We start from the raw sequence: 20638 nt of genomic DNA on the forward strand, positions 1-20638 counted from the left end.
CCGTTCATCATCCTTCCGCCTTCAGTTCAAGAATAAGATCACGAAGCTCTGCCGCTCGTTCGAAATTTAAATCCTTTGCTGCAGTCTTCATCTCTTTCTCCATATCTGCTATTAATTTTTGACGTTCTTTTTTATTTAATTGACTTAATTTATCAGCACTATTATATTCCTCTGGCGTTTCCGCTGCTTGTGTCGCTCTAATTACATCACGAATTTCTTTTTGTATCGTCTGTGGCGTGATACCGTGTTCTGTGTTGTAATCTTCTTGGATGCTACGGCGGCGTTTCGTTTCACTTATAGCTTTTGTCATCGAGTCTGTCATTCGGTCAGCATACATTATAACTTGACCATTTGCATTACGAGCAGCACGCCCAATCGTTTGGATAAGTGAACGTTCTGAACGTAAAAATCCTTCTTTGTCGGCATCAAGGATCGCTACGAGTGAAACTTCTGGAATATCAAGCCCTTCTCGCAATAAATTAATACCTATTAACACATCATAGGTACCCATACGAAGCTCCCTAATAATCTCAATTCGCTCAAGGGTTTTCACTTCGGAATGTAGGTATTGAACCTTCATACCAATTTCCTTTAAATAATCCGTTAAATCCTCAGACATTTTTTTCGTTAAAGTCGTAATGAGAACACGTTCATTTTTCTCAATTCTGTCATTAATTTCACCAATTAAATCATCAATCTGGCCGTCTATTGGTCGGACATCAATAATAGGATCTAACAATCCAGTAGGTCTAATGATTTGTTCAATCATTTCAGGTGTTTGTTCTAATTCATATGGACCTGGAGTCGCAGAAACATAAACAATCTGGCTAATATGATCTTCAAACTCAGAAAAAGTAAGAGGACGGTTATCCATTGCAGAAGGAAGACGAAAACCATGTTCTACTAATACATTCTTACGGGCTTGGTCACCATTATACATCCCTCTTATTTGCGGCAATGTCACATGAGATTCATCAATAACAAGTAAGAAGTCCTTTGGAAAGTAGTCAAGTAAAGTATAAGGAGTTGAACCAGCTGGACGAAGAGTTAAATGACGAGAGTAGTTTTCAATCCCTGAACAAAAACCCATCTCTCTCATCATCTCTAGATCATATCGCGTTCTTTGTTCTAGGCGTTGTGCCTGTAATAAATGACCTTCTTCATGTAAGTATGCCAGTCTTTCTTCTAATTCTTTTTCAATATTTTCGATAGCTACACGCATTTTCTCTTCTCGGGTAACGAAGTGAGATGCCGGGAAAATGGCTACATGATCACGATCGCCTAATATTTCTCCGGTCAAAGCATCGACTTCCCGAATCCGATCTATTTCATCTCCAAAAAACTCCACACGTAAACAATGCTCGTCTCTCGAAGCAGGGAATATCTCTACGACATCACCACGTACACGAAATGTCCCACGTATAAAGTTCATATCATTGCGCTCATATTGTATGTCGACTAGTTTCCTTAATAATTGATTTCGCTCTATTTCCATTCCCGTTCTTAAGCTTAAGACAAGTTCTCTATATTCCTCAGGGGATCCTAAACCATAAATGCAAGAAACACTGGCGATGATAATAACATCATTTCTTTCAAATAATGAGGAGGTAGCTGAATGACGGAGCTTATCTATTTCATCATTAATACTCGCATCTTTCTCAATAAATGTGTCAGTGGATGGAACATATGCTTCTGGTTGATAGTAGTCATAGTAACTAACAAAATACTCTACCGCATTATTGGGGAAGAACTCTTTAAATTCACTATATAATTGACCTGCTAACGTCTTATTATGAGCAATTACTAACGTTGGTTTATTCACTTCTTTAATGACGTTAGAAACAGTGAACGTTTTCCCGGTTCCAGTTGCACCTAGTAATGTCTGATGCTTTTTCCCCTCTTGAATCCCATTTACAAGCTCTTTAATCGCTGCAGGTTGATCACCTTGTGGGGAATATTTTGAAACTAATTCAAATGTTTGATCCAAATCAGAAACCTCCTCTATGTAAAAAGTAAAGCGTGTCTAATCATTATTTCATTCCGATTTTCTATATCCTCATTCTACCACAAATCCTCTTATCTAAACCACAAAAAAGCGAACAAATATTCGATTATCATTCGACAAAGAGATGAAAAGAAGGTTAGGATTAATATAAAAGGGTATGAAGGTCCAAATTAACTTTTCATTTATTTTGAAACTTTATTCTATATAAAATCGTCTTTTGTTATATGGCGAAATAGACGAGGTGATTTTTTGTTTGGTTTTATTTTTGCATTCGCGTGGCTAGCCGTTTTTATTTATGCCCTAAAAACCATTAAAGATTATATGAACAGTAATGACGAGGAAAAAGCATATGAAAAAGACTTCGTCATTAAAATTGTTGGTGCTGTATGTCTTTCGGGGCTTTTTGTTATTGCAGAAATACTTCGTGTCACAAACTTGGGCTTCGTTGATATGAAATGGCTCTTTCTCGTTACATTTCTACTGCTGTTCGTTATCATTTACGTTTTTTTCACCTACAGGATCCTCTTTTCTAAAAACACCTTTGACCGTAAAAAAGGAGATTATACATTTAGTTATAAATATCGAAAATGGCTTATCCCTCTCTTTTTTCTATTCCCCATAGGTGTATTTAGTATTTGGATTTGGGTTAGCTAACTGGATGGCATTTCCTTCTCCATAAACGGGTAATAGAATGAGTCCATAGTTAGGGGCATCTAGTAAACTTGAAAACCTAACCAAGTTTAATTGAACATACAATGATTGAATCAAAAGTTATAAACAAGTCAATTACAACCACCCACTAAAATAAAAGATAGTTCATTCCCATCTTCTTAATCAACCACACGCACCTCAGCTCATCCTTCTCAATCTGATTAGTTAACATTTCTTTTATTAAAAACTTTAAAACTAAACGCTTTCCCCTAAGAAAAGTAGAACCCCATCTCACTTTGATGGGGTTCTACTTATTTATATATCTGCTGGATGCGGACCTTTTTCAGCTTCCATCTCTTTTGCCATTTTCCTTGCTTTTATAAATTGAACACCGCTTAAAACAATGGTTTTCCCAACGGCGTATGTTGGTACAGCAAGTAACATGCCTAATATACCAGCTAAGTTTCCTGCTACCAATAAGATAATAATGATTGTTGCTGGATGGGTATTTAATGTTTTCCCTAAAATTAATGGTGAAATTAAATTACCTTCTAATTGTTGTGCGACGACGATGACTATTATTGCTAAAATCGCCATCGTAGGCGATTCAAATAAACCAACTATAACCGCCGGTGCGCCACCAATAAATGGTCCAACATAAGGAATAATATTCGTTACTGAAATAATTAATGCCAAAACAATTGCGTATGGTAGGTCAATAATTAAGAAACCAATAAAAGATGCTGTCCCGACGAATAATGCGACCGTAATCTGACCTTGAATATAAGAAGAAAGAGTTTTACCTGTTTCTTTTAATGTATCAATTGCTTCAGCACGATAACTTTTGGGAACAAATTTCCCTAGTGCAGGTGGGAACTTCTCCCCGTCTTTTAACATAAAGAATAAAAGGAATGGTACAGTAATAATCGTAATGGCTATATTTGCAACTAATCCAACTAAATCGCTGAGACCATTCGTAATCCTTTGTGGAAGTTGATTAGCGTAATCAACTAAATAACCCATTATTTCTTCTTGTGTTACATAATCTTGATTCATTAACCAGCGATAACCCTCAGATTGCGAGAAGTTGTTAAAGAACTGTTCTGTTTGTTTAACATAGGTAGGTAGTTCATTTAATAACCCTGCCAATTGGGCTGAAATTTTTGGTACAAAAATACTAACAACAAGCACCATCAATCCAGCAACAATTGCAAATAGTAAAATGATCGATAATATCTTAGGTATTTTTGCTTTTTCAATTAAATGCACAAATGGATTTAAAATGAAGAATAAGAACCCCGAGATAATAATAGGGAAGAACAACGTGGAAAAAAAGATTCCAATCGGTTCAAATAAAAAAGAAATTTTTGAAGCTACAAAAATGACGGACACAATAATTAGAATTTGAAGAGACCAGTACTGGAATTTCTTCTTGTTCACATTCTCACCTTTTCCCAAAAAATAAATTTTTCTCTATAGACTACATTTTCATATGTAGTTCCCTTTTTCTCAAAAAGGAAAACCACTAGGATTTATTTGTATGTATTATTGTAATGCATTCCACCACAAAATGTCGCCTCATAAGGATATTTTCCATGAAATTTTTTCGACAAATATTTCCTTTCGGCTATTTTAACCAACAGTCATTTATATAATCAGTCACGTGTTAAGGAAATCTCTTTATCCATTCACACAACCGCATGGGAACTAGATAGGAAATTTCACTTATATCCCAAGTTAAAAAAAAGGTATCTTAGGAGTCTCCCTAAAATACCTTTTTAAAGCATGATTATTCTTGGCCTTTTTGAATCCATTCAGCAACAGTTGCCGTACGTTTGGCTTGATGTTTAACTGCTGCTTCATTATCTTCAACGATTTTACCATCTTGTCCTTGGGTTGAACTTGCGCCGTAAGGATTACCGCCACCAGCAAATATGCTTGGGTCAGTGAAGCCCGGTGCGGCAACAATCGCGCCCCAATGGAACATAGTTGTATAGAATGAAAGAAGGGTTGCTTCTTGACCTCCGTGAGGATTTGAAGCAGAGCTCATTGCACTTACTACTTTGTTCGCAAGTTTGCCTTGTGCCCAAAGGCCCCCAGCAGTATCAATAAAAGCTTGCACTTGTGAAGCAATGTTACCAAAACGAGTTGGGAAACTAAAAACAATCGCGTCTGCCCATTCAAGGTCAGCAAGTGTAACTTCTGGTACATCTTTCGTAGCATCAGCATTGGCACGCCATGCAGGATTGGAATCGATGGCTGCTTCAGGTGCTGTTTCAGGAATCTTTAACAACTTCACTTCAGCGCCGGCTTCTTTTGCCCCTTGTTCTGCCCACTGTGCCATTTGATAGTTGGTGCCTGTTGAACTATAATAAATGACTGCTAATTTAATACTCATTTGAATAGAATCCTCCTTGATCTTCACATACATCTATATTGTTTCTATTCCTTTCAGCTCTATACATTAAACTTATCTTAATGTTTTTAATGCACCGCTCCATGCTAGCACTTGATCAAGCATCATTTTCATATTTGCTTGGTGCAAGTCCTGTGGCTTAAATTCATTACCATTTACGAAATCAGTAAAAAGTGAAAGTGTTGGATGTGTGCGTACATCTGCGACTTGTAGCTCACCTAAAATGCCACGTAGATGTTCTGCTGCACGGGCACCACCAGTAGATCCATAACTGACAATACCTGCTGCTTTGTTCGCCCATTGATCACGAGCAAAGTCAATCGCATTTTTCAAAGCACCACTAATACTATGGTTGTATTCCTGTACGATAAACACAAATCCATCCATACTATCTAATTTATCTCCCCATGCTGCAATACCAGGCTCTGTGCCATCTGTTGTACCAAGGAACGGAAGATGAAAGTCAGCAATATCAATAATTTCATAATTTGCATCCCCACGTGCATCAGCTATTTCTTTCACCCATTGACCTACTTGTGGACTTACGCGACCTTCTCTTGTACTTCCTAAAATAATACCGATATTTAATTTTTCCATTTTCATTTCCTCCTTAGGATGTTGATTATTTTTATTGAATAATTTATTTAAAAAGCCCATATTGTTTCTCCCCATTTCTTAGATGCTGGCTTTAAACCATTTTGCTGCTTCTTCAACTTCTTTGAATGAAAGCTGATGTCCCATATGTTCCCAATGAAGATGAACATCGGCTCCCGCTTTTTCTAATAAACTCTTTAACTCTTCAGATTCTTCGGATGAACAAATTGGATCATTTGTCCCTGCTCCAATGAACACCTTTTGTCCTATTAAATCAGGCAATTCTATACCTCTTCTTGGTACCATTGGATGGTGTAAGATTGCTGCTTTCACAGCATCTTTATAATGGAACATCATACTGGCTGCAATATTAGCACCATTTGAATATCCTAAAGCAACGATATTATGGCGGTCAAAACCATATTTGTCAGCTGCTTCATCTAAAAATTGATAAAGCTCTTTCGTACGAAAGATTAAGTCCTCCTCATCAAAGACCCCTTCTGCTAACCTTCTAAAAAAGCGCGGCATCCCATTTTCAAGCACATTACCTCGAACACTTAGCACTGATGCACTTTCATCTATTTTGCCAGCTAACGGTAGAAGGTCTAGCTCATTTCCCCCTGTACCATGAAGTAATAATAGGGTTGGTTTTGATGCGTCACTACCCTTTTCAAAAATATGTTTCATGTAAATCCCCTCCATTATTTCGGTCGAACCATTGTAAATACTTCTCCTACTTTCGCATAATCATTTCCAGCCAAGCGACTGATTGCCCCTAAATTCTTAGCGTTGATTTTGCCCGCTTCATAAATGCCATCATCGAAATGGAAGTAGACAACTTTACCGATAAGAAGATCAGCATTCCCTTCAAGTTCAATATGATGAGCAAGCTGACATTCCATCCTCACTTTCGCTTTCACGATTCCTGGTACATTGACAACTGTACTTGAAATTGTCTCTAATCCACTGAGCTTTAATTCATCCACATTTGGTGAGACAGTAGCCGCTGTTTCATTAATTTGCGTAACATTCGACTCATCAACAATATGAACGACAAACTCCTTCGTATCACACACATTTTTAGCAGTATCTTTCATCTCACCCGCTCTTCTTGCTACTGAAACAGCAATCATCGGCGGATTAGAAGACACGATATTAAAGAAACTAAATGGTGCACCATTCATCACACCAGTGTTTGATTGTGAAGTGACAAAGGCAATCGGCCTCGGGATAATACTTCCGATCAATAATTTGTAATTCTCCCTCTCGGTTTGCGCGTTCGGATCAATACTTACCATTGCGTAACTCCTCCTTTTGCAATTACACTTCCCTCACATCAATCGGAATTAACCTTCTCTGTAATTGTCCACGGTATTTTTCATATTGCTCAGGAAGCATTAATTCTGTCCCCATCGTTTCCTGACTTTCATCATGAGCAAAACCTGGCGGATCAGTAGCAATTTCAAAAAGAATGTCGCCGTATTCTCTGAAGTAAATCGCATTAAAATAGTTTCTGTCTTGCACGGGTGTGACACCATAACCAAAGCTTTCAATATATTTCTTCCAATCTAATTGGTCAGCATCATCTGCTGCGCGCCATGCAATGTGGTGGACAGTTCCTACACCCATTCTTCCTTTTCCTGAGCTTGTTATCTTCACATCGACAATATTACCTATGTCGCTTTTTGATTGATATCTGACGAATGCTCCTTCTTCAGCCACTTTGGTTAAACCCATTGTTTCAATTAGCTCACCTGTTTTTCCACCATTGCTAGAATAAAGAACGGCCCCGGCGAAACCTTTAATCGCCACATCCGGAGTTATCCCATTAAATGTCCAAGTATTCTCGTCCCCAGCTTCTCTTTCAACAAGCTCTAAATGTAAGCCATGTGGATCATCGAAGCTTAGTACTTGTTCGCCAAAACGTACTTGTTTTTCAAAAGAAATGCCTTTACTCGTTAAGCGTTCCTCCCAAAATGGTAGGGCGCCAGATGGAACAGCATATGCAGTAATTCCCACTTGCCCGTCACCAATGATGCCCGGGTACGCATCTGCCCATGGGAAGAAAGTAATAATTGTACCTGGTTTACCTCCTTCATCACCGAAATAAAGATGATACGTTCCCGGGTCATCAAAGTTAACTGTTTTTTTAACAAGACGTAAACCTAAAATACCAGCATAAAAATCAACATTTTCCTGTGGGTGACCGACAATAGCTGTAATGTGATGAATTCCCATCGTTTGTTTTTCCATTTTGAACATCCTTCCATGTCCCTAACCTTCAAGTATCTCGAATTTGAGATATTAGGTGTGAGTTAGTTTATTTTGTGTTATTTTATGAAGAATATCAATTAATATTTGTTGTTCTTCTTCTGTTGTTTGTTGAAATAAGGTTGAAATCTGTTCTAATAAATATGGACTGATTAGATCCATTAATTCCTTCCCTGCATTTGTTATAGTTACAAAAACAACCCGGCGATCCTCTTTGCAATCACTTCTAGATAAATAGCCCTTTTCTTGCAAGCGGTCAATCACATATGTCATACTGCCGCTCGTTAACCAAACGCTTTTACTAATTTGCTGGACCGATTGTCTCCCCTTTTGATGCAGCACTTGGAGTACGGAATACTCTGTAAAGGTGAGCTTATATTTGTGTAACCAGTCTTTCATCTGATCTTGCATGTATCTGTTGGTTTGCATTAAGCAAGCGAATGAATCTAATGTCTTCTTATGAACCATTTTCATCGCCTCACTTTTTATCTTTAATTTAATTATCTTGAATATGAGATAATAATATCTCGAATTCAAACTAATGTCAATCCCATTTTCAACTTTTTTTCAATTTCTAACCATCGTGTTCATTCAATATAGGTAGAAAACTAAATAACTAATTCGATGTACTACCTTTTAGAATAGCTAGCAACCTTATCTTCTAGCAAAGGTTTCAATAGGTAAAGGGCGCCTACTCATATTGCTTGTGCACCATTTTCAAATGACCTTCTCTACATTTTAAGATCGAGTCTTTTACCTTGTGAAAACAGAGACATTTTTTCTTCACCCCGACTAGCCTAGACAAAAAACATATTTCGTTCCAATAAAATGAATATTGCTGACTTCTATTAAATACATACGATAATCTAAACGATTCGCTGACGATAGATAAATAGCATTAACAGCATTGTTTTTTCCTATCCGCATCTTCTCTTGCTAATATATTGTCTAGAACATGATGCAAGAACCTCTATTCGTAAGGAATTAATGATATCGTCTTTGTTGCAATTGCATTTATGTAAGATTCATTATGATCAACTGCAATCATCGTCGGCTGATACACCTTAATCGTCTCAACTAATTGCTGAATGACAAATATGTCTAAGTAATTGGTGACTTCATCCCATATAAATAAATTATTTTCCCCTAATAAAGCATGAGCTAAAAATACCCTCTTCTGTTCCCCAGCACTCCAATGCTGACTAGATGTATCAGTGAAACTGTGTCTATTTATGCCTAACTGATACAGTAAATGCCAAAAAGCTTGTTTTTCTTCTTTTGAAGTCAATTTTTGTGTATAAGACGCATAATCTACATCTTGCTCATTTTTTTGATTTAAAATGGATATCTGTCGCGGTAAATGAATGCGATACTCCCCTATTGTCTCTAAATGCTTTATCCCTAATATAAATTGGAGTAGTGTTGACTTCCCGACACCGTTACTCCCTTCAATAAATAAGCGATCATTAGGATACATATCGATGGAAATTGGTTGGAATAAGGGGGTTCCGTCTCTTAATATCGAAAAATCCCGGAAGTATAAAACTTGCTTTTCAGGTTGTTTCACAAGCATTTTCAATTGTGAGACCTTCTCCCGATTATCGATAAGTCCTTCTTTTTCAATAACCATTGCTTCTGTGCGTTTTTTTATTGCCTTCGCCCTTTTCATTTGTTTCGCGGCTAAACGTCTTTCCGACGCATCCTTTGTGCTGTTTTCTCGTTTCATTCCCCATTGGTTTACCTTACTAGACACTTCATTTAACCGTTTGATTTCTGACTTTAACTTACTATTTCTAGATTCAGCAAGCTGATCCGCATTCTCTTTCTCTCTTCGCCACACATCCACATTTCCCTTAATTAAGGTGAGCGACTGCTTTTCAATTGCTAACACATGATCGACGAATTGGTTTAAAAAGGATTCATCATGACTAATTACAATAAATCCTTCTTTCATCCTCAAATAATTCCCCACTATGTTACGACCCTCTTTATCAAGATTATTTGTCGGTTCATCAATTAAAGGAAAAGCATCCTCATTTAAGAATAGCTCTACAAGTAACACTCTCACTTGTTCCCCACCACTTAATTGATGGAACTTTCTTTGACTAATATGAGGTGGTAATCCGATGAGTGATAATTCATAATCAATTCTCCACCGGTCAACATTAGGATTTTCTTTAAGCAATAACTCTAATACTGTTAAATTCTCCTCTTGTAGTGGAAAGGCAGGGAAATATTTAAATGTCAGTGGCGTTTGAATCGTCCCTGTATATTGAAGTTTATTTGTTAAAATGTTCATAAATGTCGTTTTTCCACGACCATTTCGCCCTAGCAGCGCAAGCTTCCAATGCTCATCAATACTTACATTCACATCACTAAAAATCTTTTTATCCATTGAATGATACTGAAAAGACATATTTTTAATTAATATCGAATGGGTCAATGAAATACCTCCTTTTGATTAATTTAACACAAGTTATCTGAATTTTGTTAAATTTTATCTCTATTTCCACATGTTAGGAATAAATAGAATGGATCAAGAACATGTTCTTTTTACAATCTATTGGATAAAAAAACCGATTGCCCCATAGAGACAACCGGTAAAAATATTAAACTGCTTGGTGACTTTTCTTAAATTCCTCTTTAATAAAGAGAATACCTAATTCATGATGATCTGTTTTATAAAGTGCCCTTTGCACAAAGCGATTTTCATTATTGGTGTCAATGACTTCAAGTTTGCAATGAGCTGCATTTTTTTGCAATGCTTGATAAAATCCCTTTTCGTCATTCACTTGCAAACCATTCACTTTAAGAACAGTTTCTCCTACTTTTAACCCCATTTTGTCTGCTGGTGAATGAGGGACAACACCAATAATCATTAAACCATCATTCTTTTTAGCAAAGTAAAACGCTGCCTTTGCATCTACAGATCGTTGGCGATAATTTAACCACTCTCTCCCTACTATTGCTAGTAATGGTATCGCTAAGCTTACAATTGGATAAACAAATGCGCCACTGGCAATTAGGAGTAGCAATACACCAAAGAAGAATACTTTTTTTCCATAAGCTGCGACGGCTACAGCCGGAAATTTGCTTTGGATTTGTTGTTGAAAACCAATAGCGAAAGGAACAGCTACTAAAGCATAAGATTGATCTCCAATTGAAAATAATGGCCACCATGTTGAGTCCAAACTAATGGCGTCACCAGGTATTAGTAAAAACAGTGGTAAAAGCCACATTCTTTTTGCTTCATGCATACCCACAACCTGACCACGGCGACTCTTCATTAGTCTTGGAGACGTCCCTTTTGGACCATTGATGGTGATCATTATTCCTTCAGCAATCACAAGCAAGGCAATGATCATTGCTACAGCTGGCAATAGGTACTCTACGCCCTCTACTTGTGTTGAGATGAAGGCAGGCAGTGGCCAGTTCTGTTCTAATGCAAAGAAGGTAAGAATAAAACCAATACTTACCGTATAAGCCGGTGTCGCCCATCTTGCTTTTGGAGTCAGTATCAAGATAATTGTTGCAACAGTTGCAAAAACAAGTAACTCAATAGGAACAGTTAAACCAGCTAGTACGGTAATAAGGGAAAGAGAAACACCGAGAATGAGCCCTAAAGGCAATAATTGCTTCAGCTCAAAATAGGCATTTTCAGCACGGACTAAGAAATGCTGTCTTTCCCTGTTAACTCTTTGTATACCGTAATAAGCAGCTGCTAGAAATACTAAATAAAAGACCGGGTTTAGAAATAACCTTCCTAACCCCTTCAATAACTCTATTGCCCAAGCCTCAGCCAAGCTTCCCACCAACCTCTACCATTAATCTAATCTACTAATCTGACTATATTCTACCAAATATCCCTTTAAAAACATAGCCAACCCATTGTCTTCTTCCTACTTGTAAATACATTTTCTTATAATGACAAGGAATAGATGTCCGGTATTCAATATAGACAAATAGTGAGAGAAAATCTCTTTCCGATAGAATTTACTTTCAAATGGGAAAGGGGTTTCTTCTTTCGCGCAGTTTCCGAGTGGTTTCTCGTTTCTGTTTTTTAACTTGAAAACACACTAACGCTATTACCTGACAGTTACATCCCTTTTTATATTTGAGTAACTCGCAAAACCTTTTTTCCAAAAAGCGAAGATTTTCGCTTTCGTTCATCCACTGTATACAGGTACTTCTGTATATGCTCCCCTCCTCCTATTTTGCCATTTCCTCCGTAGCCTTTTTTATCAACCTCACATTAAAAGCCGAACAAACATTGAGTTTGTCCGGCGTTGATATATAGAGAGTAAGCGCTATTGGTTTGCCATAATACGCAAGCCTGTTTGTAATTGCATATCATTGTCCTGATTATTTCTTTGCTTAATGACTTCTTTTTCAAGAGATTCGGCTGTTTTTTCATCAATTTGTCCGTTTGCTGTTAGTCCGGCCGCATGTTGAAACGCTCTAACTGCTGTTGCAGTTGCAGCACTATAATAGCCATCCTCTCGACCAGGTGCATAACCTAAGCTTTTTAATATGAATTGCGCATTCCTCACTTGATCATTATTCATGTCCGTTTTTAACGTTTTCTCCACTTGGATGGGATGAGTCTCATACAGTTCAGATTGTTTTACTTCATAAGTAGGTGCGACACCTTTTTTATGAATCCAATTTCCGTCAGGTGTAAGCCATTTATATAAGGTCAATTTAATATTACTGCCATCCCCCATTGGAACAGGTTGTTGAACTGTTCCTTTACCAAATGTTTGTGTACCAATTAACGGATAATCACCAGCTTCTTTGAGGGCTGCTGCTAATATTTCTGAAGCAGATGCACTACCCTTATCAATAAGGACACCGATAGGGTACGATTTCTTCTCTTCTAAAGGAGAGAAATTCATCATTCTTTCACCGTTTCTTTGTTCTATCTGCACATATGGTTTATCCTTCGTAACCAACTCTTCCAATATTTCGTCAACTACTTTTAATAGTCCACCAGGGTTATTTCGTACATCAATTAACAAACTGTCCATTCCCTGTTCTTCTAGGTCCTTGAGAGCAATCTTAAATTCCTTAGCTGTATCTGTTGCAAAAGAAGTAATCTCAACATAGCCAACTTTTTCCTTGTCATGCATTATAACTTCAGAATTGACTGTAATATGAGGTATTTCTGCCCGGACAATTTCTATTTCTAACGGGTTTTGTAAACCTTCTCTCATAATGGTCAATTTGACTTTTGTCCCTTTTTTTCCTTTTATCTTTAAGGTCGCTTGCAATAAATTAAAACCTTCCACACTCTCATCATCAATCTTGATGATTTGGTCATTTGGTTTCAACCCAGCTTGCTCTGCTGGTGAATTTTTTACTGGGGATACAATAATGATCTTACCATCTACTAAACTAACCTCGGCTCCAATCCCTTCAAATGAAGAATCGAGTGTTTCACTAAATTGTTTTGCTGTACTTTCATCCATATAAACGGAATAATCATCGTTTAACGTGGAAAGCATCCCTTGAATCGCACCTTCTGTTAACTTATGTGCATCAACTTCTTCAACATAATTTTTGTAAATGAGCTGATAAGCAGCGTTCATTTTCTCCAAATCAGATGCAAGCTGTTGATTACCTCCCATTTCTTCTAACTGTTTTGTTTGCGATATATTTAACTTTAATTGAAAGCCTGCATAAGAACCTATCGCGCCCACAAGTAACGATATGACCATTAATATGACTACTTTCTTATTGCCCACTTAACCGCCGTCCCTTCTTTAAGCAACTGTGGCTCTTTCACCAATATATGAATGAATAGGACGAGTTATGATTGGGAAATTGTTTAACCACAAAGTAAGCGAAGAGAGCTCTGTTATATCCCACCTGTTCTTAAAAAAGGCAACACAAGTCTTTTAATATCCAAAAAAGTGAAAAATGACTCTTTTTCACCTCAGTTGAGGTATCAAAAGGGCCATTTTTATGCTAAAATTGTTTTATATATCGTACGATGGGTAAAAGAAAAAAGAGAAGCTTTAAAAGCTCCTCTCTTACAATGGTACAATTCCAACTGGGTTAATTGCGTTGGATTTCGATTGGTTCCAACCACCTTTATGCAATTCAAAGTGTAAATGTTGTCCTGTCGATTGTCCTGTGTTACCCATTAAACCAATTTGTTGACCTTGTGAAACCGTTTGACCATTACTTACAGATCTTGAGCCACTTCTCATATGTGCATAAACCGTTGTATACGTTTGTCCATTAATAGAATGTGCAATAAATACGACTTCACCATAGCTAGATGAATGGTAAGATTGAATGACCACACCATCAGCTGCCGCATAAATAGGCACTGTTCCTGCAGCTGCTAAATCAATTCCAGCATGATAAGAGCCCCATCTTTGTCCTAAACCTGAAGTTAATACACCTGCTGAAGGACGAATCCAATCTCCACTTGATGGAGGTGGTGTTTGTACTTGTTCTTGTCCACCACTAGATCCTGAAGAACTATCGGAACCACTGTTGCCGGAACTGCTAGTTGTGCCTGCATTTTGTTTTGCTGATTTGGCTGCTTCAGCTGCTTTTTTTGCTTCCGCCTGTCTTGCGAGTTCGGCTTGTCTCGCTTCTTCAGCTTTTCGTGCTGCTTCAGCTTGACGATCTTTTTCTGCCTGTATTGCTTTTGCAACAGCTTTCTCTTGTGCAGCTAATAATTCTTTTTCTTCTTCACCACTTATTTTTTCAGCGTGATGATGATCTTCTTCTTCTTTTAAAATTGTAATAAGATTAGCCTTCTCTTTTTTCTGGTTATCAAGATTTGCTTTCATTTTTTCTAATTCTTTACGCATACCTTCAAGCGAAGCTAAATCTTCTTTTACTTTTGCTTGTTTTTGTTCTAGTGATTTCTTATCTTCTTCTTGCTGTCTTACAATCTCTTGGTCAGCCTCAACAATTGTCGCTACTGCACCAACTCGTCCAATAAAATCACTGAAACTTTGTGCGCCAAGTAATACGTCTATGTAATTAACTGTTCCACCTGATTCTTGCATCGAACGTGCTCGGTCTTTTAAAAGTTCATTTCTTTGTTTAATACGTTCTTTTAAATCTTCTATTTCTTGTTCAAGCTTTTTAATTTCTGCTTTCTTTGCTTCAATCTCTTTGTTTTTCTCATCTATTTGCGCTTCTGCATCTGAGATTTCCTTCGTTAGTCTTTCTACAGCAGTCTTTGCATCCTCTTGTTCGCCTACTAATCTTTCAATCTCTTTTTGAGACTTATCAATCTGCGAATCAATATTAGATTGCTCTTTCTTAAGCTCTTCACTTTGACTTTCTAAATCCCCAAGCTTATCGGCAAAAGCATTCGTTGGCAATGTTGCCGTAACCGTTCCAACACTCATCATTGCGGCTAAAGATAATGTTACCATCTTTTTCTTCAATTTCATTTTCCCCTCTCGTATGTTTCTCCCCGTGGCAAATATGTATAAAGAGCTGAAGTCAGCATCTCATGCCAACCCAGCTCAAGCATCCTTATATTTTCAAAAACTTACGAACAGACATTAAACTTCCCCAAACGCCAATAATTGCGCCTAATAGTATGAGAATCGCACCTACTTGGTAAACAAATGGTGTTACCTCTAACAGTTGAATAAAATGGCCTTGAAGTTTTGGCGATACGTAATCATAAAAGTAATAATAAGCTGTACCTACAGCAGCGACTGGAATAATCGACCCGAGTAACCCTAGCCATAACCCTTCTAAAAAGAATGGCCAGCGTATAAAGGAATTTGTTGCCCCAACTAATCTCATAATCTCAATTTCGTGACGTCTTGAAACGATAGTGATTTTAATCGTGTTTGAGATTAAGAACATAGCGGTAAATAATAAACCAACAATTAAAATAATGCCTATATTACGGCCAAAGTTAATGGTAGAGAATAAATTCTCAACCGTTCCTTGTCCATAATTCACGTTAGCAGTGAATTCCATTTCATCGATTTCCTCAGCTAATGGAATCGTATCATTTGGTGTTTTTGCTTGCACAACGTAAACATCATTTAATGGGTTGTCCTGTTGGAAAAGCTTAAACGCTTCTCCCTCTTCACCTAAGCTACTAATTAAACTATCTAGTTCTTCATCTTTCCCAGAGAATGTCACAGAATCAACTTTCGGCATTGCTGCAATCTTCTCTTCTAATGCTGTGGCATCTTCTTCTGTTGCGGTTCGGTCAATATAAACTCGAATCTCAACATCACTTTCAATACTGCTAGCCATATGGTTAAGGTTCATCATAATGGCAAAGAATACACCAACAAGAATCAATGTAACTGTGACGGCACTTGCAGAAGCAAATGTCATCCAACCGTTACGACCTAAGCTTTTGAAACTTTCTCTTATATGCCTTAAAAAAGTATTAGATTTCATATCCGTAATCACCTCTTTGCTCATCACGGACAATTCTGCCACTCTCAATCGCAATGACACGATGCTTTATCGTATTAACGATCGTTTTGTTGTGGGTAGCCATGATAACCGTTGTACCTCTCGTGTTGATTTCCTCAAAGATATTCATGATTTCCCAAGATGTATCAGGGTCTAAGTTTCCTGTTGGTTCATCGGCAATAACCAACTTTGGCTGATTGACAATTGATCGAGCGATGGAAACACGCTGTTGCTCTCCACCTGAAAGCTCATCTGGAAACATGCGCACCTTATGCTTCAAACCAACTAAATCTAATGTTTCCATTACTTTTTTCTTTATATTTTTCGGATTCTCTTCAATAACTTCAAGTGTATACGCTACATTTTCATATACATTCAACTTCGGTAGCAGCTTAAAGTCCTGGAAGACAACTCCGATATTACGCCTAATGAGTGGAACTTTACTGTTCTTTAATGAACCCATATCTATGCCATTTAAAGTGATTGTACCGCTTGTTGGCTTTTCTTCTCGATACATCATTTTTATAAATGTAGATTTACCTGCACCACTTGGACCAACGATATAGACAAACTCACCTTGGTCAATCTTCACGTCAATGCCATTTGTTGCAGTAACACCATTTTTATATTTTTTATATACATTTTTCATTTCTAACATGTAGATCACCTTATATCCGGAGTTTATTTTTAGTAAAAATTGCGCAAGCCTAACCCAATTATTTTTTATAAAATAATCATCAGTTAAAGTGGGTTTCTTTTCCTTAGGCGGGGCAATTGCGGTGTGTGAATGATAAAGATGCATTTAATCGACATAAACTGACATCTTCTTCTAAAAACCATTGACTCGAGGGATCAAACAACATTTCTTACGTTTACTTCACCCATTATAACATCATATATTGTCAAAATAACGCATAAAATTATTACATTTTCTTTTCAACACAGTAATATTATAGGTAAATATGTCTACTTTTGAGGAATTATAATAGAATTATTTTCCAATATTAGATAATTAGACCTTTCTTTTGTCGCAATTTTCCGTTTAATATTATGTAAGCAGCTCTATAGTTGACTCGATATGCTAGTGACGTTTTCCCCCCCTAGGTTAATGTGAACATTTGTCGATTTTTCTTTATTTTTCCCAAAGAAAAACGCGCTGTGAGTGAGCGCGTTTTTTCTCTTTAATTACTTTTTAGCTGCAAGCCATTCAGCAACTGTATTCGCTTCTTCTTCATTCAAGAGTCCGCCAGGCATTGCACCTTTACCGTTGATAATAATGTCGTGAATTTCATCAGCAGAGTAGTTAGCACCGATTTTATCTAACGCAGGTCCAGCACCCCCTGAAAGATCTCCACCATGACAACTCATACAGTTATTGTCATACAGTTTTTGTGCATCTCCCGCATCCGCTGTTGACTCTTCACCACTCGTATTATCATCTGTTGCAGTGTCGTCACCTGCCTCATCATTGCCACCACATGCAGCGAGTGAAAAAACAAGAGCTGAGCCGAAAAGAATTGATAAAAGCTTTTTCTTCATTACATTTACCTCCCTTTATAGGAAAATTTACAGATTACAGTGAAATTATACCAATATTACGCCCGTTTAAAACCCTCTCCAAGTACCTCTGAAGCATCGCTAACAATGATAAAAGCAGATGGGTCAATTGATTGAACGAGTTGTTTCAATTTCGTGAACTCTGTCTGATCAACCACACACATTAAAACAGGACGTTCATGATCTGTATATCCACCGTATGCTGATAGTTTTGTCACACCTCTATCAATTTTATTCAAAATTCCATCACGAACTTCATCTTGACGGTTCGTAATAATGAGTGCCATTTTTTTCCTACCAAGGCCAACCTGAACGATATCAATGGTTTTACTCGTTACATATAGGCCGATTAATGCATATAAACCTTTTTCAATATCAAACACAAAAGCAGCTGCTATCACAATCAATCCATCAATCAGTGCCACACAAACACCGAGAGATAATCCGGTATATTTATGAATAATCTGAGCTGCTAAGTCAGTCCCACCTGTAGATGCCTTCCCGCGGAAAGTAATACCTAGACCCAAACCGACACCGATACAACCGAACAAAGAGGCAAGTAGCGGATCCATTGTCCAAGGCTCCAAGTCTTTTGTTAAGAAAACGACGAAAGGAAGGAATATGGTTCCTACTAATGTTTTAATACCGAATGATCCACCTAATAATATGACCCCAGCAATAAATAGGGGAATATTTAGTGCCCACTGCACATAAGCTGGCTCCCATCCTGTAATAGCCTTCAAAATTGTGCTAATCCCACTTACTCCCCCTGAGGCCACTTCATTTGGTAGTAAAAATAAGTTAAAACTGATAGCGACAAGTGCCGATCCAATCAATACGAATACGTATTCAACTAACTTTGAGTTCCCTGATACAGTCTTTCGCTTCTTTTTATTTACTTTTTGACTATTCATTTACGTAAAATGCCTCCTTAGTGCCAAGTCTAATATGATGTTCATTTGCTAAAGGACACGAGGCAATAAGAAATCGTCTCAATTACGAGTATATGCGCACAATTCAATCTTTTCATCACCTTTGTCTTTTCAGAGAGTGAGTATAGCATGGCTTTTATCCTATGTAAATGACATTCAACTACTGTGTTAAAGGGGTGAATAAACAAAGATATAAAATTTATTATGAGTTGTGGTGGGTGGGATTATGCGAGAAGACTATACGTTCTCTATTTAGATTTATTTTAGGGATGCATGTGGAGGGGTCTAAGTAGAGGCTTACTTTAAAGTGAGTTGCTTGGTCTCGGCTTGTTATGTTTTTGGTTTTATGTAGCCATGAATAGTGGGATAATTCGTTTAGAACCTCAACCCTTTTCCATTGTGGAATCTTCTTGAGTGGATGTGCTAATTGTTCTTCCTTAACATAGATGTGAAAACCTTTTACGTGATACGGGGTAGCTGTGCTTCCGCTTCTGATTTTCATTTTGAGTGACTTGCTATTCCAGTTTGTGAAGCTCTCAGCTTCGGTTTTCTTTCTGAGTGACTTGCTAATTCAGTTTGTGAAGCTCTCATTTTCGCTTCTCTTTCTGAGCGACTCACCGTTCCAGTTTGTGAAGCTCTCAGCTTCGGTTCTCTTTCTGAGTGACTCACAGTTCCAGTTTGTGAAGCTCTCATTTTTAGGGTTCCTGCTGAGTGACTCACAATTCCAGTTTGCTAAGCTCTCATTTTCGCTTCTCTTTCTGAGTGACTCTCAGTTCCAGTTTGTGAAGCTCTCAGCTTCGATTTTCTTTCTGAGTGACTCACAGTTCCAGTTTGCGAAGCTCTCATTTTCGCTTCTCTTTCTGAGCGACTTGCTATTCCAGTTTGCGAAGCTCTCATTTTCGGTTCTCTTTCTGAGCGACTTGCTAATTCAGTTTGCGAAGCTCTCATTTTCGGTTCTCTTTCTGAGCGACTTGCTATTCCAGTTTGTGAAGCTCTCAGCTTCCGTTCTCTTTCTGAGCGACTTGCAATTCCAGTTTGTGAAGCTCTCAGCATCGGTTTTCTTCCTGAGTGACTTGCTATTCCAGTTTGTGAAGCTCTCATTTTCGCTTCTCTTTCTGAGTGACTTGCTATTCCAGTTTGTGAAGCTCTCAGCTTCCGTTTTCTTTCTGAGTCACTTGCTATTCCAGTTTGTGAAGCTCTCATCTTCGGTTTTCTTCCTGAGTGACTTGCTATTCCAGTTTGTGAAGCTCTCATTTTCGGTTCTCTTTCTGAGCGACTCACAGTTCCAGTTTGCGAAGCTCTCATTTCCAATTTCCCTGCTGAGTGACTCACAATTCCAGTTTGCTAAGCTCTCATTTTCGCTTCTCTTTCTGAGTCACTTGCTATTCCAGTTTGTGAAGCTCTCAGCTTCCGTTTTCTTTCCGAGTGACTCACAGTTCCAGTTTGCTAAGCTCTCATTTCCAATTTTCCTGCTGAGTGACTCACAATTCCAGTTTGTGAAGCTCTCAGCTTCCGTTTTCTTTCTGAGTGACTTGCTATTCCAGTTTGTGAAGCTCTCATCTTTCGGTTCTCTTTCTGAGTGACTCACAATTCCAGTTTGCGAAGCTCTCAGCTTCCGTTTTCTTTCTGAGCGACTCACAGTTCCAGTTTGCTAAGCTCTCATTTCCAATTTTCCTGCTGAGTGACTCACAATTCCACTTTACGAAGCTCTCATCTCCCTTCTTCTTTCCAAGTGACTCCCAAACCCACTTCACATAGCGTTCATCCCCAACCTCAATTCTGACCCATTTACCA

General features: G+C 37.9%; 19 protein-coding genes. 1 reads left to right on the forward strand and 18 read right to left on the reverse strand.

Translation table 11 applies throughout. The features are described from left to right. Positions 1-7: 7 nt before the first annotated feature. Positions 8-1987, reverse strand: a complete 1980-nt coding sequence (gene uvrB / locus LG276_RS20235) for an excinuclease ABC subunit UvrB (RefSeq protein WP_251162104.1) — start codon at positions 1985-1987, stop codon at positions 8-10. 267 nt (positions 1988-2254) lie between these two features. On the opposite strand from uvrB, the gene LG276_RS20240 reads away from it, so the two are divergent. Next, positions 2255-2659: a hypothetical protein gene (locus LG276_RS20240; RefSeq protein WP_224937116.1), complete on the forward strand. Its 405-nt coding sequence runs from the start codon at positions 2255-2257 to the stop codon at positions 2657-2659. A 312-nt stretch (positions 2660-2971) separates the two neighbouring features. Here LG276_RS20240 and LG276_RS20245 read toward each other — a convergent pair whose 3' ends face one another. The 17 genes from LG276_RS20245 to LG276_RS20325 form a co-directional block, all read right to left on the reverse strand. Continuing rightward, positions 2972-4096 (reverse strand): AI-2E family transporter, encoded by a 1125-nt coding sequence (locus LG276_RS20245; protein ID WP_224937117.1) that lies wholly within the window; start codon positions 4094-4096, stop codon positions 2972-2974. Between the two features lie 349 nt (positions 4097-4445). Beyond that, the gene (wrbA, locus tag LG276_RS20250) at positions 4446-5054 is read right to left on the reverse strand and encodes an NAD(P)H:quinone oxidoreductase (protein ID WP_095371864.1); all 609 of its coding nucleotides are present in this window, start codon (positions 5052-5054) and stop codon (positions 4446-4448) included. Positions 5055-5126: 72 nt separating this feature from the next. Continuing rightward, on the reverse strand, positions 5127-5729 hold the full coding sequence (locus LG276_RS20255) for an NADPH-dependent FMN reductase (protein WP_224937119.1): 603 nt from the start codon (positions 5727-5729) through the stop codon (positions 5127-5129). A gap of 18 nt (positions 5730-5747) precedes the next feature. Further along, the gene (locus LG276_RS20260; protein WP_289434614.1) at positions 5748-6353 is read right to left on the reverse strand and encodes an alpha/beta hydrolase; all 606 of its coding nucleotides are present in this window, start codon (positions 6351-6353) and stop codon (positions 5748-5750) included. 14 nt (positions 6354-6367) lie between these two features. Further along, positions 6368-6964 (reverse strand): flavin reductase family protein, encoded by a 597-nt coding sequence (locus LG276_RS20265; RefSeq protein ID WP_251162107.1) that lies wholly within the window; start codon positions 6962-6964, stop codon positions 6368-6370. 22 nt (positions 6965-6986) lie between these two features. Continuing rightward, positions 6987-7928 (reverse strand): ring-cleaving dioxygenase, encoded by a 942-nt coding sequence (locus tag LG276_RS20270; RefSeq protein ID WP_289434617.1) that lies wholly within the window; start codon positions 7926-7928, stop codon positions 6987-6989. A gap of 42 nt (positions 7929-7970) precedes the next feature. Next, positions 7971-8405: a MarR family winged helix-turn-helix transcriptional regulator gene (locus LG276_RS20275; RefSeq protein WP_289434619.1), complete on the reverse strand. Its 435-nt coding sequence runs from the start codon at positions 8403-8405 to the stop codon at positions 7971-7973. Positions 8406-8907: 502 nt separating this feature from the next. After that, on the reverse strand, positions 8908-10380 hold the full coding sequence (locus LG276_RS20280; RefSeq protein ID WP_289434621.1) for an ATP-binding cassette domain-containing protein: 1473 nt from the start codon (positions 10378-10380) through the stop codon (positions 8908-8910). A 166-nt stretch (positions 10381-10546) separates the two neighbouring features. Then, positions 10547-11740, reverse strand: coding sequence for a PDZ domain-containing protein (locus tag LG276_RS20285; protein ID WP_289434623.1), 1194 nt, complete (start codon positions 11738-11740; stop codon positions 10547-10549). 504 nt (positions 11741-12244) lie between these two features. Beyond that, entirely contained in the window at positions 12245-13681 is a 1437-nt protein-coding gene (locus LG276_RS20290; RefSeq protein WP_373370923.1) for a S41 family peptidase, read from the reverse strand. A 288-nt stretch (positions 13682-13969) separates the two neighbouring features. After that, positions 13970-15352, reverse strand: a complete 1383-nt coding sequence (locus LG276_RS20295; protein WP_224937126.1) for a murein hydrolase activator EnvC — start codon at positions 15350-15352, stop codon at positions 13970-13972. Between the two features lie 91 nt (positions 15353-15443). Then, entirely contained in the window at positions 15444-16337 is an 894-nt protein-coding gene (ftsX, locus tag LG276_RS20300) for a permease-like cell division protein FtsX (RefSeq protein ID WP_251162112.1), read from the reverse strand. After that, positions 16327-17013 (reverse strand): cell division ATP-binding protein FtsE, encoded by a 687-nt coding sequence (gene ftsE / locus LG276_RS20305; protein WP_251162113.1) that lies wholly within the window; start codon positions 17011-17013, stop codon positions 16327-16329. Before ftsE ends, ftsX begins: the two co-directional genes overlap by 11 nt. 527 nt (positions 17014-17540) lie before the next feature. After that, on the reverse strand, positions 17541-17894 hold the full coding sequence (gene cccB, locus LG276_RS20310) for a cytochrome c551 (RefSeq protein WP_224937129.1): 354 nt from the start codon (positions 17892-17894) through the stop codon (positions 17541-17543). A gap of 56 nt (positions 17895-17950) precedes the next feature. Beyond that, complete coding sequence (locus tag LG276_RS20315) at positions 17951-18826, reverse strand: YitT family protein (RefSeq protein WP_251162114.1); 876 nt, start codon at positions 18824-18826, stop codon at positions 17951-17953. A 516-nt stretch (positions 18827-19342) separates the two neighbouring features. Then, positions 19343-19537 (reverse strand): hypothetical protein, encoded by a 195-nt coding sequence (locus LG276_RS20320; protein ID WP_251162115.1) that lies wholly within the window; start codon positions 19535-19537, stop codon positions 19343-19345. A 39-nt stretch (positions 19538-19576) separates the two neighbouring features. Then, complete coding sequence (locus LG276_RS20325; protein WP_251162116.1) at positions 19577-20149, reverse strand: hypothetical protein; 573 nt, start codon at positions 20147-20149, stop codon at positions 19577-19579. Positions 20150-20638: the final 489 nt, after the last annotated feature.

This window comes from Cytobacillus kochii, from assembly GCF_044790165.1.
GTDB lineage: Bacteria > Bacillota > Bacilli > Bacillales > Cytobacillaceae > Cytobacillus > Cytobacillus kochii.

Coding starts and splice junctions, on each gene's coding strand:
- ftsE (WP_251162113.1), bottom strand. CDS start 17,013: ATGTTAGAAATGAAAAATGTATATAAAAAATATAAAAATGGTGTTACT.
- LG276_RS20275 (WP_289434619.1), bottom strand. CDS start 8,405: ATGGTTCATAAGAAGACATTAGATTCATTCGCTTGCTTAATGCAAACC.
- LG276_RS20315 (WP_251162114.1), bottom strand. CDS start 18,826: ATGAATAGTCAAAAAGTAAATAAAAAGAAGCGAAAGACTGTATCAGGG.
- LG276_RS20260 (WP_289434614.1), bottom strand. CDS start 6,353: ATGAAACATATTTTTGAAAAGGGTAGTGACGCATCAAAACCAACCCTA.
- LG276_RS20325 (WP_251162116.1), bottom strand. CDS start 20,149: ATGAGAGCTTCGCAAACTGGAACTGTGAGTCGCTCAGAAAGAGAACCG.
- LG276_RS20270 (WP_289434617.1), bottom strand. CDS start 7,928: ATGTTCAAAATGGAAAAACAAACGATGGGAATTCATCACATTACAGCT.
- wrbA (WP_095371864.1), bottom strand. CDS start 5,054: ATGAGTATTAAATTAGCAGTCATTTATTATAGTTCAACAGGCACCAAC.
- LG276_RS20255 (WP_224937119.1), bottom strand. CDS start 5,729: ATGGGCTTTTTAAATAAATTATTCAATAAAAATAATCAACATCCTAAG.
- cccB (WP_224937129.1), bottom strand. CDS start 17,894: ATGAAGAAAAAGCTTTTATCAATTCTTTTCGGCTCAGCTCTTGTTTTT.
- LG276_RS20265 (WP_251162107.1), bottom strand. CDS start 6,964: ATGGTAAGTATTGATCCGAACGCGCAAACCGAGAGGGAGAATTACAAA.
- ftsX (WP_251162112.1), bottom strand. CDS start 16,337: ATGAAATCTAATACTTTTTTAAGGCATATAAGAGAAAGTTTCAAAAGC.
- LG276_RS20320 (WP_251162115.1), bottom strand. CDS start 19,537: ATGAGAGCTTCACAAACTGGAACTGTGAGTCACTCAGAAAGAGAACCG.